Origin of the sequence: Neorhizobium sp. NCHU2750 (assembly GCF_003597675.1) — a bacterium.
Classification (GTDB): Bacteria; Pseudomonadota; Alphaproteobacteria; order Rhizobiales; family Rhizobiaceae; genus Neorhizobium.
In genome coordinates this window covers 226,010-239,251 of sequence record NZ_CP030828.1, presented here as the reverse complement: position 1 = coordinate 239,251, position 13,242 = coordinate 226,010, and the positions used below count along the sequence as shown (strand labels likewise).

Below are 13,242 nucleotides of genomic sequence, written 5' to 3'. Positions count from 1 at the left end.
CGCTGAAAAGCAGCGCCACCAAACGAAATTCGTAGTCAGCCCAAGGCATAACGGATCTGGATTACGCCAGCCATGATCGTGTGACAAGATACCGCACTCCAGTAAAAAAGTGGTATTTTAAATTCATGTTTTTTACTGCAAATGGTGACGATACCTCAAAAATCGGCAGCTAGGCCTCAGCAAATCCGGCGTTATTCAAATTGTGACCTGGGCACTGCTGCGATGAGCGACTTCGTGTAGACGTGCTGCGGAGCGTCGACCACGGCGACGGGATCGCCGGTTTCAACGATCGTCCCGGAATTCATGACGACCACCCGATCGCAGATCTTGCGGACCAGGGCCAGGTCATGGCTGATGAAGACCAGGGTGACACCGGTCTCCTCGTTCAGCTTTCGCAGAAGCTCGATGATCTGCATCTGCATCGACACGTCGAGCGCCGAAACAGGCTCATCGGCAATGATGATCCTGGGCTTCATCGCAACCGCACGCGCAATATTCACGCGCTGGCGCTGGCCGCCGGAAAGTGCGTGCGGGAACCGTTCGCCCATCATCTCAGAAAGCCCGCAGCGTCTCAAAAGGCCCTGAATTTCGGATTTGCGGTTTTCCTTCGGCACTCCGGCAGCCTTGAGAGCCTCGCCAAGGATATGCTTCACTCTCTTGCGTGGATTGAGGGATGAAGCGGAGTCCTGAAAGATCATCTGGACGTCGAGCTTCGCTTGGCGGGCCTTGCTGGCAGGTAAATTCTCGCCGGCAAATTTCAGCAAGCCGCCGCTTGGGGTCGCGAGGCGGGCGATGATCCTGCCGAGCGTCGATTTCCCGCTGCCGCTCTCACCGACGATGCCGAGAATTTCACCCTCGTTGACGGTCAGGCTGATATTGTCCAGTGCCTTCAACTGCTGTGACTTGCCGATCCATTTCGAGAAAAAGCCACCGCGAAGTGTAAAGCTCTTGTCGATGTTCTCCAGTTGCAGCGCAGTCGGCGGCGCCGACATCCGCACCGGCTTGATGATCGGATCCGACAGGCGGGGAATGCAGTCGAGCAGCATTTTGGTATAGGGCTGCTCGGGCGACGCAAAGAGCCTTGCCGCCTCCTTCTGCTCGATGATCTCGCCATTCTGCATCACGGCGACCCGATGGCAGATTTCGGAGACCAGATCCAGATTGTGGCTGATCATCAATACCGCAAGACCAAGCTCCTGGCGAAGATCTGCCAAGAGCCTCATGATCTGCGCTTGCACGGTAACGTCGAGTGCCGTGGTCGGCTCGTCGGCGATCAGCAGTTTCGGGCTGCAGGCCAATGCCATGGCGATCGCAACACGTTGCCGCTGCCCGCCCGACATCTCGTGCGGATAGGAATGCACGCGGGCGGAAGCGGACGGTATGCGGACCAGATCGAGGAGCTCGGTGGCTCGACGCATCGCGTCTGTCTTGCTCATCGGCAGATGCGCGCGCAGCGCGTCGGCCAACTGCTGTCCGACCGTGAAAGCCGGATTGAGCGAGCTTTGCGGATCCTGAAAGACGACGGCGATCTCCTTGCCACGGAGGGCACGCAACCGGCTTTGTGGCAATGTCTCGATGGCGAGGTTGCCGAAGCGGATTGTCCCCGCCGTCCGGATCACGCCCGTCGGCAGCAGGTCGATGATGCTGAGTGCGGTCAGGCTCTTGCCCGACCCGGATTCTCCGACCAGGGCCAGCGTCTCGCCCGCATCGAGGGAAAAGTCGATGTCCCTGACGAGCGGGACCAATCCCGAATGGGTACGCGCCTTGATCTGTAGCCCGCGAACATCCAATAGCGGCCCGGCCTGCAAGGGAACTGTCTTGTCTGCGCTCATCAAACCGAACCCGTCGTCAGTTGCCGCCGCGGATCGAGAAGGTCGCGCAGACCATCTCCCATGAGATTGAAGCCGATAACGGTCAGGGAAATCAGCAGGCCCGGAAAGACCGAAAGCCACCATTCTCCGGAAAACACGTAATTGCGTGAATCCGCCAGCATATTACCCCAGCTTGGTTCCGGAGGCTGGATACCGAGGCCGACAAAACTGATCGCCGCCTCCAGGATGATGCCGACCGCGATCTGAAGCGTGGCGTGGACGATCACCGGCGAAAGTGCATTGGGCAGGACATCGCCAAATATGATCTTCCAGTCGCGCACGCCCTGCAGCCGCCGGGCCGCGACATAATCCGCCCGTGCTTCCGCAAGCGTCGCGACATAGACGATGCGGGCGATGCCCGGCACGTAGAGCAGACCGAGAAGAATGGTTACCTTGGCCTGATTGCTGAAAGCCAGAGGACCGAGATGCGAGATGCCGACCCCAAGGATGCCGACGATAGCAATCGCCCAGATGAGCGTCGGAATGGCGGACACGGCATCCAGCATTCGCATGATCAACTGTTCGAGCCAAGTACCGCTATAGAAATCGGCAAAGAGGCCAAGCGGAAGCCCGCAGATCAGGCTGACGACAACCGAACCGATGCCGATTTCCAGGGATGGTCGCGCCCCCCATATCGCGCGGCTGAGGATATCGCGGCCGGACGAGTCGGTGCCGAAAAGATGAGGCCAGCCGGGTGGCATCAATTGCTGGTCCAACGACACGCTGACCGGATCAAAAGGCGCCAGCAACGGGGCCGCCAGCGCGATGATCATCATGGTCAGGATAATGGCCATGCCGGCAAAGCCGGTGGCACCACCCAGAGATCGAACAAGCTTTTTCATGGTCACCTCGTTCTCAGGCGTGGATTAAGCCAGGCGTTGACCAGATCGGCCAGAAGATTGGCGAGAAGGAAGATGATGGTCAGGACCAGAACGATCGCTCGCACCATCGCATAGTCGCGCTGTGCGATCGCATTGAGAAGCGATCCGGACATGCCGGCGATATTGAACACCGCCTCAATGATGACCGCCCAACCGAACATGTAGCCGAAAGACATGGACGCGACCGTCACGAATGGCACGAGCGCGTTTTTCATGGCGTAGAGAAGAATGCGCCCGCGCCGCAAACCGGCAGCCCGGGCCGTCCTTATATAGTCGCGGCCAAGCGTATCGATCAGGCTCGAGCGCATCATTCGGCTCAGCATCGCTGTGTAGAAGATGCCGAGACAGAAGGCGGGCAGAACCAGAGAAAGAAGATGCGGTCCAAGTCCGTCTTCGATGGATGTGATGCCTCCCGGCGGGAAGATCGGAATCCGAACTGCGAAAAACAGAATCAGCAGCAAAGCGCTCCAGAAACCGGGAACCGACACCCCGATAACGGTGAACACACGGGCCACATGATCGATCCAGCCATCCTGCCAGATGGCCGAGGCGATCCCCAGCAGAAGCGACAGCAGAACGGTGAAGACAAATGCGACGATCACCAGTTCCAGCGTGATCGGCAGGGTACTGGCAATCTGTTCGTTCATGTTGAGGCCGCTGACCACGGATGTCGACAGGTCACCGTGAAGGACGAGATTGCCTACCCATTCGCCGTAAAGCACAAGCAGCGGTCGGTCGAGACCATGCTGATGCTCAAACTGGGCGACTTGCGCGTCAGTCGCGTCCATCCCCAGCACGATGCGTGCCGGGGATTCCGGGATGGCGGATGTCAGCACGAAAAGCACGAGGCTTACGACGGCAATGGCGAAGATCGAGATCCCCAATCGCCGGAGGAAATAGCCAAGCATACCGTCAGGCTTTCAGTCCGATGGAGCGCACATCCATCGTAATGCCCTGATTGACCTTGAAATCCTCCACCCGGCTCTGCCAGAGGTTGGCGGAGTTAAGGAAGCCCAGCCAGGCATAGGGGCAATCCTCGGCGATCTTGCGGAGCATTTTCGCATAGATGGGCTTCAGCACCGCTTGATCGTTTTCTGCATAGGCCTGCTTCAACAGATCGCCGATCATCGGGTCAGCATAACCGGAGACCTTGGAATAGGGCTGGTTGGGACGGAAGTTCTGGCCGACAAGATAGGTCGGCTCGCCCGGCGATGTCAGGTTCATCAACAAGGCCTGGTATTCGCCTTTCTTCGCCTGTCCGAGTGCCGCGGTCGGCTCGACCATCTTGAGCGTGCAAGTGATGCCGATCGCCTGCAGCTGGGACTGGATGGCGACTGCAGCGTCCTTGAGGTCCAGGAGATAGGGAGTGGAAGGCAGGACCATCTCGAAAGCGGCATTGCCGGCATATTTGGACTGTGCCAGGAACGACTTCGCCTTCTCGGGATCGTAACCGATCATGTCGTTGGCCTGGCTGTCGAACCACCAGGATTCGCGAGCCGCGGGGATGGTGCACGGATCCACCATGCCGACAAAGGCGAACTTGGCCAGCTTCTCGCGATCGATTGCCCAGTTGACGGCGCGGCGCACGTTCACATCGTCGAACGGTGCCTTGGCATTGTTCATCATGATGGAACTCCAGCCGCCGAAAGTTGCCCGGCTGGCACCGGTGATGCCGGGCTGCTTGGAGAGGCGTGCAAAGTCACGCGGGGACGGCGCACCGACAATGTCCGACTGGCGCGTCAGAAGATATGCAGTCCGCGTCGCATCCTCGGGCACGAACTTGACCACCAGCGTATCCCAGTGGGGAAGCGACTTGTCCCAGTAGTTGGGGTTCTTCTTCAACCGGACATACTGGTTCGGAACCCATTCATCAAAGATTGCCGGGCCGGTACCGACGCCCTTCGGATGAAGCTTGAAATGCTCGTCACCAAGCTCTTCGCGCGAACCGGCGGGCCAGATGCCCATATATTTCGTCAGGAAGGACAGCCACGGTGCATAGGGCTCCGACAGCGTGATGTGGACGCGATGCGGTCCATCCGTTTCGATCTTGGATATCGTTTCGAAAATCACGCGGCGCGCGGCATTACGCTTCTTGTCCAGCATGGATTCGAAACTGTATTTGACATCCTCCGATGTCATGGGCTTGCCATTCTGGAACGTGACGTCATCACGCAGGTCGAAACTGTAGGTCAGCTTGTCAGGAGAAATGGTCGGGAGCGCCTTGGCGAGCTGAGGGCGAAGCACACCATCGACGTCATATTCGACCAGGTTCTCGAAAATGCACTGATTGATGACCATCGGGTCCTGCAGGACCGCATTGATGGGATCGAGCGTATTGGGACTGTTCGGAATGGCGAGCGTCAGCGTCTTTCCGGAGACCTGTGCAACTGCGTTACCGGCGATCGCGACAGTTCCTCCAACCAGAGGCAAGGCGGCAAGCGATTGCATGAGGTTGCGTCTCGTAAGCATGAATTCCGTCATTACGTTCCCCTTGTGACAATTGTCTCAGCTGTTTATCGTCTTTATGCTTTCACTGTCCGCGCCGTAGACCCGCAAGGCGGTGTCGGCGCTGATATATCCGAATTCGACATCGCGGCGCACCATTTCCGCAGGCCGCAGACGTGGATCGCCATGTCCGCCGCCGCCCGCGGAGATGCAGTTCACCACATCTCCGGGATTGATGATGATGCCGCTGTCATGAACACCGAGCGTCCGGACCGTGCCATCCTTATAGGCGATCGAATATTGATGGCCGGGGCCTGCCTCGCCATTGTCGCTAGCGAACGGGGGAACATGCACGCCCTCGCCCGAGGCGTTGACAACGGCTGGCCCCTCCCCTGAGTAACGCATGCGCAGCCGGCCACCAAGACCGCCGCGCCTTGTCCCGGCGCCGCCCGCATCGGTGACGAGACTGTATTCCTCGATGACCAGCGGATAGTTCGCTTCGGTGCTTTCAATAGAAGGCGAAGCCGTGCCGCCCGGATTATGCAGGCCGCCAATATTGGACCAGCCGTCGTGATCGGAATTGCCGCCGGTGCCACCCTTGTTGAAAAAATAGTGCCAGATGAACGGGCGCCCTTCCCTGTCGGATGCGGCGATGGCGAAGCGGAACCGGCGTGCAAAGCCGCCAATGGCGCGCTTGGGATCTGCCCCTTCAAGTGCCTGAAGAAGTGCTTCGATCAAGGTGCAGGCTGTCGAAGAGGTACAGGCTGCGACCGGAGCGGGTTCGATCGGATCGACAAGGCTGCCCTTGCGTGTCCTGATCTCGATTGCCCGCGCACTTCCGTCGTTCAGCCCCTGGTCGTCGCCACTGAAATAGAGGAACGCCACCATCACCGCGGCGCGCGTATTGGCGAAGGGACTGTTGATGAAGGCACTGACCTGATCCGGGCAGCGGGTGAGATCAACCACCGCTTTTCCGCCCTCGATGGTTATCGAGACCGGCACCGGCAGCAAGCCGTCGGGCGCCGCGGCATATTCCATGTGGCTGAGCCCTTCGTGTCGGCCCTGGACACAGGAGTTCAGCAGTTCCTTCATCACCTTCTCGCCGCCATCCAGCATGGATGCAACGCAGGCCGCGACATCTTCGACGCTGTATCGGTCATAGAGTTCCGTGAGGCGTTCACAGCCGATACGAACGGCCGAGAACTGTGCCAGAAGATCGCCCTCGATATCCTGAGCCTTGCGGGAATTGGTGGCGATCATCCGCAGAAAATCGGCGCGCAACTGCCCCTTGTCGACGAGCTTCACCGGCGGAATACGCAGGCCTTCATGCCAGATTTCTTTTGCCGAAGCGCTGTAGCCGCCGGCCGAAATGCCGCCGATATCACCCTGATGGGCTCTTATGGCAACCCAGAAGCGCAGGATGCCCTCGTGAAAGAAAGGCATCGCCAGGGTGACGTCCGGGAGATGGCTTCCACCCCAATAGGGGTCGTTTGCGATCAGGACATCACCTTCGTTGAGATCATCGGCAAAGCTGTCCGCCATCAACTGAACCGCCAAGGGCATGGCGCCCATGTGGATAGGAACGCGTTCGGCCTGCGATATCGTCTGGATATCGCGGTCGAGAACAACGGCGGAAAAATCCTGGTTCTGATTGAGGATAGGCGAGAAGCAGGTTCGCGTCATCGTCTCGACCATCTCTTCGGCCACGGCCTTGAGCTTGTGACGCACGACTGCAAGGGTGAGTGGATTGACATCGGTCACGCGCGGTTCTCCGACAGGACAAGGCTTCGTGTTTCATCGACCAGGGCGCTATGTCCCTCACCAACCAGGATGGACGTTGTTGCAGCATCCACCAGTGCAGGCCCCGGAACAGTCATGCCCGGCTCCAGGGTTTCGAAACGATAGGCGGCGATACGTTGCCACTTGCCGAGGAAAACATCCCTGTATTCGCCGATCGCACCCGATGGGTCGGACTGACCAGACTTCGGATATTTCGGCAATTGAAGCTTCGGCAGTTCCTGATAGGCGGACACGCGGCTGGTTTCGACCACCACCAATTCGCCTGGATGAGAGTGGCGATAAAGACCCTCGTAGATCTCGACAAACCGCGCTTCGATGTCCGCCGGCCCGTCGCCCGGTCGTACTGGAACCGGGATCGTATGGATCTGGCGCTCGTAGCGGCAATCGGCAAAGGCTTCGGTCCATGTCTCGGCACCGGTGTCCGACATGTTGATACCGGTCCCACCAAGCGCATCCGTCGCCTTCTGCCTCAGCGCGTCATAGGTCGCGGTCAAATCCTCTGGCGAAAAGGCCGACAGCGGCCGATCGAGGGTCTGCTGAAGATCACGGCGAACATCGGCCGCCAGAAAGCCCAGTGCAGACAGCACCGACGCCATCTCGGGAATGACGATCTTCGGAATGCGCAGTTCCGAGGCAACTGACGAAGCATGAAGGCCGCCGGCGCCACCGAAAGACATCAATACGAAATCGCGCGGATCGAGCCCGCGGCGGACAGTCGAGAGCCTGATGCCCTCGGTAATGCGGGTATTGGCGAGAACGTGGATCGCCCAGGCCGCCTCTTCGCAGGAGATGCCCAGAGGTTCGGCAATGTCGCGCGAGACGACCCTGCGAGCAGCCTCTACATCAAGCGACATCTTGCCGCCGAGAAAGCTCTTAGTCGAAATCAGTCCAAGAACGAGATTGGCGTCGGTCAATGTGGGGCGATCTCCACCCTTGCCGAAGCATGCCGGGCCCGGCGTGGCGCCTGCACTTTGTGGTCCGACCGCGAGAATTCCGCTAGTGTCGATATAGGCGAGAGATCCGCCACCGATCCCGATCGGATTGATCTCGATCGCCGGCGCATGAATTCGCATGCCGGAAAGATCGGTGCGTTCCCGCTCGACAGGCTTGCCATCGATGATGGTGCATATATCGGTCGTCGTCCCGCCGGTATCGTAGGTCACAAGGCGTGGTGCGTTGATTGTCCTGGCGAAAAGCGCGCCGGCCTTTGCACCGCCTGCCGGCCCGCTGGTCACTGCGCCCACGGCAAGGCGGCCCGCCTCATCGATCGGCAGAACACCGCCATGCGACTGCATGACGAAAACCGGCGTCTGGATGCCCTGTTCCTTGAGACGGCCGAACAGGCGGTTCAGATAGCGTTGAAGACCCGGACCGACATAGGCGTTGACCGCTGTCGTCGACAGACGATCGTATTCTCCCTGTCGGTTGAGGATCTCATGGGAAAGCGACACGAAAGGTTTCCAGTCGCCCTTATCGAACAGCTCGCGAACCGCCTTTTCATGTTCCGAATTCTTGTGTGCATGAAGGAAGCAGACGACGACGCCCTCGACCTCCGCTTTGCGCAGGGTGGAGATCGCATCAACAGCCTCTCCGGTATCCAAAGGAGTGACGACAGATCCGTCGAACGCCGCGCGCTCGTCAAGTTCCAGTCGCAACGGTCGCTCGATGATCGGCTCGGGCGGCGCCACGCGAAGGGCATAACGATCCTCGTGTGCGCCTTCGCGCATCTCAAGAAGGTCGCGAAAGCCCTTAGTCGTAAGCAACCCGATCTTCGCACCGCGTCTCTCGACCAGAATATTGGTGGCAACCGTCGTGCCGTGAATGAACAGGCTGATCTCGGAGAGCACGTCGCCCAACGACTGACCAAGCTTCTCGGCGAGGAGGCCAAGCGCGTCGAGGACACCCTGCGAAGGGTCTGCCGGCGTCGACGGTGTCTTGACGAAATGTACGCCATGCACCGGATGTGACGCCACCAGGTCGGTGAACGTGCCACCGACATCAATACCAATCATCATAATCGATCATTCCAGCCCGGCACGCCGAAGAGCGGCTGCCGAGGCACCCCGTTTCTGTCTCTTTCCACTCAGTTAAATTTGCTTGCAGCGATCTTACAAGTCGATTTATGATGCATAATCGATCTCAAAACGGCATCGCATCTGTGAATTTCGACGCACTTCGATATTTTGTGGCTGTGGCCGAATCGGGCTCCATTCGGGAAGCTGCGGAGAACCTGCATATCGCACAGTCAGCGCTCAGCCGGCAGATCCAGAATATCGAAGCTGAGTACTCGACCCAGCTGTTTTCGAGACTGCCCAGAGGCGTTGCGTTGACGGATGCCGGGCAGGTCTTTCTGCGGCGCGCACGAGATTGCCTCGCGGCAATGACTGCTGCACGCGACGATATCTCGGCCCTGCATGGGCTCGATGTCGGTGAAGTGCGCATCGCCAGCATCGAGCCGCTTGCGGCCGAGATCATTCCCGACCTCATAAGCAAATTCCACAGGCGACATCCCGGCATTTCCTTCGATGTTCGTATCGGCAATACGCGACAGGTACTTGAGCTCATTCGTGAGAGCATCGCGGAGATCGGCATCGTCTACAATGCGCCGGCCGATCCGCAACTTCGGATCCTCACCTCCTACGAACAGCCAATGGTGGCGCTCGTGGCTCCAGACCATCCCCTCGCTCATCGCACAAGCCTTTCGGTCGCCGATATCGCCCCTTTCGATCTTGCCGTAGCACCGGCCCGGTCGCCGACGCGCAAACGCATCGATGACGCGGCTCAGGCAGAGGGTATCAAGCTGACGATCCGGGTGGAGAGCGACTCGGTGCCGCTGCGGCTCGGCATCGCTCAGAGAGAGCCGGTGGTTGCTATACTCGCCGCCATTTCGGCCCATCGGATCGCCGACCAAGGCAGGTTGAAGGCCATCCCGCTGGATGGCACGATTTTCAAGACCAGCCAGTTGCAGATCATATCGCTGGATGGCAAGGCACGATCGCGCGCGGTCGTGGATTTTGAACGTGACCTTTACGGCGCCATACGAAACCTCCCGAAGTGGCCTTAGACGACCTTGGCACTTGAATGACCGTGCGCCTGGAAGATGGCGTTGATGTGTGAATAGCATCGGGCTTCGACGGGAGCTGATGGCTGCAGAGTTTCCCTGGCAGGTGCCAAATCGCGGTTCGATTTCATCGTAACGAAACGGCTCCCCTCCCCCCGGCATGCCGACACACTTTCGCTGAAGGCGTTGCGGAGTTTGGTGGGGGCGCGGGGTGGATAGAAGCCTTGCCGGTAGAGGTGAGTAGGCTTCGTCTGGAAGACAGCCGTAACGTACGCCGCACCTGCCGACACAGGGAGGCTGAAGAGCAAACCTCGCGGGCCAAAACTCGATGTGAAACGGTCCAGCCGGGAAGTCATATGCGGCTAAGTCTGCCGGCAAGGTCCCACTTCGAGAGATACGAAAGCTGCCATGTCCGCGAACTGAAACTGGTGACCGAGATCGTGCGTTAACCGATAGCAGAAGCGGCTAGGGCAAAGCCTTTCATTGCCCTATTCAGGTTCGGCTAGCATGCTAAACGGCTCCGAACCATAGACTTGCTGCAGGTTGGCTAGCCCCCTGCCAGATTTATGAGGCGTTGAGGATTATCCGGGTCAAGATGCTCCCAGTAGGAGCCTTCCTTGCGAGCGATATGCCTTACGAGAATTTGTGCCGCTAAACCAAGATCGCGTAACCGAATGGCCTCAGCAATTTGGCCGTGTTCGCGTTTAGACTTTTCCATGTGGTGCTGGTCTTGACCGAGCCGATTCCGCAAGGCAGCCATTTTTGCCCCGATCAACGCGTATGCATTGGAGATATATGGATTGCTGGCAGCCTCGATGATCGCCTCATGGAATGCAGTATCGAGTGCAAGATAGTCCCGAACACGCCCCTCTGAAAAAGCAAGCTCCATATCTTGCACGATGGCGGCCAGTTTGTCGGCCAGCGTCGACGATGGGTCTTCCAGCGCCAACTGCACGGCGGCGGGCTCTAGCGCAAACCGCAACTCGCATAGCTGCCCCAGTTCCCCTGGTTGCAGTTCGAAAACATATGTGCCCGACTGCGGCTGCACCGTGACTAGCCCTTCTTTTCTGAGCAGTGCAATCGCTTCGCGGACCGGCGTCGTCGAAACGCCGAGTTCGGCAGCCAGCGCATTTTCTGAAAGACGTTCACCGGGTAGAACACGACCTTCTACAATCATCGTACGCAAAGAGCGAATAACTTCGTCGACGAGTAGTTTCGGGCGGCTTATCCGGGTCACATTTTTCTCCCGGCCAGAAGCCGGCTTTGAGTTCGCAATAGTCTTCTTACCAGAGCTCATCATGCCCCCCTTTACAAGCACGATTAAACTGCTACCTTAGTTTTACTGCTGCCTAAGGTAGCAGTTTGGCATCTTGAGAGGAAGATGTCTCCTTGGGAGGGGAAATCATGAAAAAGTCCAAGATGGCGCTCGTCGCCATACTCGCCTTGCATTTTGCGAGCAATGCCTTTGCTGCAGACCAGGTATCCGAGCCGGTCGTGCGCTGGAACAGCCTACCCTACAAGCTCGATGACGCAGCAGCCGCCGAAAAGTGGAAACAGAGCAAGCTATTCGGCAAGACCCTGGCCCAGGGGCTGAAGTTCGATTCCGCCGGCTCCATGTATGTCACGACGGCCCGCTGGGGCGGCCCGGACATGCCGGCCACGGTCTCCAAGGTCGTCAAGACGGGCGACAAGTACGAACTTGCGCCGTTTCCATCCGCAGCGCTCAATGACATATCCAATCCCGATGGCTTGAAAGCCGTGCTGGGCTTCGAAATCGACGAGAACGACGTGATGTGGCTGCTCGATCAGGGCCATGTCGCCGGCCAGCCGTCCGGCCCCAAGGATGAGAAGCTCGTCTTGTGGAACATCAAAGCGAACAAGGAAGTTCAGCGCCTCGCCTTCGGCCCCGAAATTTCGGACAAGAAGTGCTCGTTCCTCAACGATGTTGTCGTCGACAATGCGTCGGGCTTTGCCTACATCGCCGACAGCGGCATTTTCGGTGATCCGCTCTGCGGCGGCCTGATCGTCTATGATCGCAAGGCCAACACGGCGCGCCGCGTGCTGAGCGCCACCAAATTTACCAATGACGACAGCAATTTCTCCTTCGCCATCAACGGCCGGCAGGTTCTGAAGAACGGTCGCATGCGCACCGGCGCCGACGGGATCGCACTGTCGGGTGACCGCAAGACGCTCTACTGGACGAGCCTTACCGGCAACACGCTCTATTCGCTGCCGACGGCGCTGCTGCGTGATGCGAAGGTCTCCGAGTCCGAACTCGAAGCGGCCGTTCGGGTCGAGACGACGCTGCCGTCGAATGCCGACGGCCTCGCCTCCGACAAGGACGGCAATGTCTACCTGACCGCCCTGCAGCTGAATGGCGTGCTGAAATGGGATCCGTCCACCCGCCGGCTGACACAGGTAGCCTACAATCCTGAAATGGTCTGGCCCGATACGCTGGCCTTCGCGCCGGACGGCACGCTGCACGTCATGTCCAACCATCTGCACCTCTGGGTCGATGGCGACATGAATTTCGACAATCCGGATGTACCGAACTTCACCATCTGGAAGCTGCCGGTGAAGGCGAAATCCTATCTGAACTGAACGTGTCAACCGGGCGCCTAGGGAGGGCGCCCGCCTGGAGGAAGTGGAATGCTATCGCGAATTGATGGGGCCCTCATCTGGCTCAACAAATTTGTGCTCGGCGTGCTCATGCTGATCATGACCGTGCTCGTTTTCGCCAATGTGGTGCTTCGTTATGTGGTGGGAGATTCACTCTCCTGGGTCGAGGAAGTGACCCGCTATATGATGATCTGGGCCGCCTATCTCGGTGCCGGCCTTGCCCTTCGCAACGGTTCGCATGTTGCGGTGGAACTGGTGCAGGATGCGCTGCCCACCCCTGCCATGCACGCCGTCCGCTTCTGCGTCGCGGTGGCCATTCTGGTCTTCCTCGGCTTCGTGTCCTGGTACGGCTTTGCCTATTCCAGCGTGACGATGATGCAATCCTCAGCGGTGCTCAACCTGCCGCTCGGCATGGTCTACCTCGCCGTTCCGGTCGGCTGTGTCCTGTCCATGCTGCACCTGCTTCTCGGATTCCGTAATTACGTCACGCGCCGCTTCGATGCCGCCGAGACGGCCGAGGCGATCGGCGAGGCTCCCGCCATGGTCGCGACGGAGGCCCGCTGAC

At 59.0% G+C, this 13,242-nt stretch carries 10 protein-coding genes; 3 read left to right on the top strand and 7 right to left on the bottom strand.

What is annotated here, in order from left to right:
* Positions 1-191: 191 nt before the first annotated feature.
* Genes NCHU2750_RS21865 through NCHU2750_RS21840 form a run of 6 tightly spaced genes read right to left on the bottom strand, consistent with a single transcriptional unit; the run spans position 192 to position 9,012 of the window.
* Complete coding sequence (locus NCHU2750_RS21865; RefSeq protein ID WP_119943887.1) at positions 192-1,832, bottom strand: dipeptide ABC transporter ATP-binding protein; 1,641 nt, start codon at positions 1,830-1,832, stop codon at positions 192-194.
* The gene (locus tag NCHU2750_RS21860; RefSeq protein ID WP_119943886.1) at positions 1,832-2,713 is read right to left on the bottom strand and encodes an ABC transporter permease; all 882 of its coding nucleotides are present in this window, start codon (positions 2,711-2,713) and stop codon (positions 1,832-1,834) included. The genes NCHU2750_RS21865 and NCHU2750_RS21860 overlap by 1 nt, the downstream gene beginning before the upstream one ends.
* A 2-nt stretch (positions 2,714-2,715) precedes the next feature.
* Complete coding sequence (locus NCHU2750_RS21855) at positions 2,716-3,660, bottom strand: ABC transporter permease (protein ID WP_119943885.1); 945 nt, start codon at positions 3,658-3,660, stop codon at positions 2,716-2,718.
* A 4-nt stretch (positions 3,661-3,664) separates the two neighbouring features.
* Entirely contained in the window at positions 3,665-5,233 is a 1,569-nt protein-coding gene (locus NCHU2750_RS21850; protein WP_119943884.1) for an ABC transporter substrate-binding protein, read from the bottom strand.
* Between the two features lie 24 nt (positions 5,234-5,257).
* On the bottom strand, positions 5,258-6,958 hold the full coding sequence (locus tag NCHU2750_RS21845) for a hydantoinase B/oxoprolinase family protein (protein WP_119943883.1): 1,701 nt from the start codon (positions 6,956-6,958) through the stop codon (positions 5,258-5,260).
* Complete coding sequence (locus tag NCHU2750_RS21840) at positions 6,955-9,012, bottom strand: hydantoinase/oxoprolinase family protein (protein ID WP_119943882.1); 2,058 nt, start codon at positions 9,010-9,012, stop codon at positions 6,955-6,957. The genes NCHU2750_RS21845 and NCHU2750_RS21840 overlap by 4 nt, the downstream gene beginning before the upstream one ends.
* 170 nt (positions 9,013-9,182) lie before the next feature.
* Here NCHU2750_RS21840 and NCHU2750_RS21835 point away from each other — a divergent pair, with 170 nt between their 5' ends.
* Positions 9,183-10,061 (top strand): LysR family transcriptional regulator, encoded by an 879-nt coding sequence (locus NCHU2750_RS21835; RefSeq protein ID WP_162939747.1) that lies wholly within the window; start codon positions 9,183-9,185, stop codon positions 10,059-10,061.
* 544 nt (positions 10,062-10,605) lie between these two features.
* Here NCHU2750_RS21835 and NCHU2750_RS21830 read toward each other — a convergent pair.
* Positions 10,606-11,358, bottom strand: a complete 753-nt coding sequence (locus NCHU2750_RS21830) for a GntR family transcriptional regulator (RefSeq protein WP_119943880.1) — start codon at positions 11,356-11,358, stop codon at positions 10,606-10,608.
* Between the two features lie 104 nt (positions 11,359-11,462).
* Here NCHU2750_RS21830 and NCHU2750_RS21825 point away from each other — a divergent pair, with 104 nt between their 5' ends.
* Complete coding sequence (locus tag NCHU2750_RS21825; RefSeq protein ID WP_119943879.1) at positions 11,463-12,659, top strand: L-dopachrome tautomerase-related protein; 1,197 nt, start codon at positions 11,463-11,465, stop codon at positions 12,657-12,659.
* 48 nt (positions 12,660-12,707) lie between these two features.
* On the top strand, positions 12,708-13,241 hold the full coding sequence (locus tag NCHU2750_RS21820; RefSeq protein WP_119943878.1) for a TRAP transporter small permease: 534 nt from the start codon (positions 12,708-12,710) through the stop codon (positions 13,239-13,241).
* Position 13,242 lies beyond the last annotated feature (1 nt).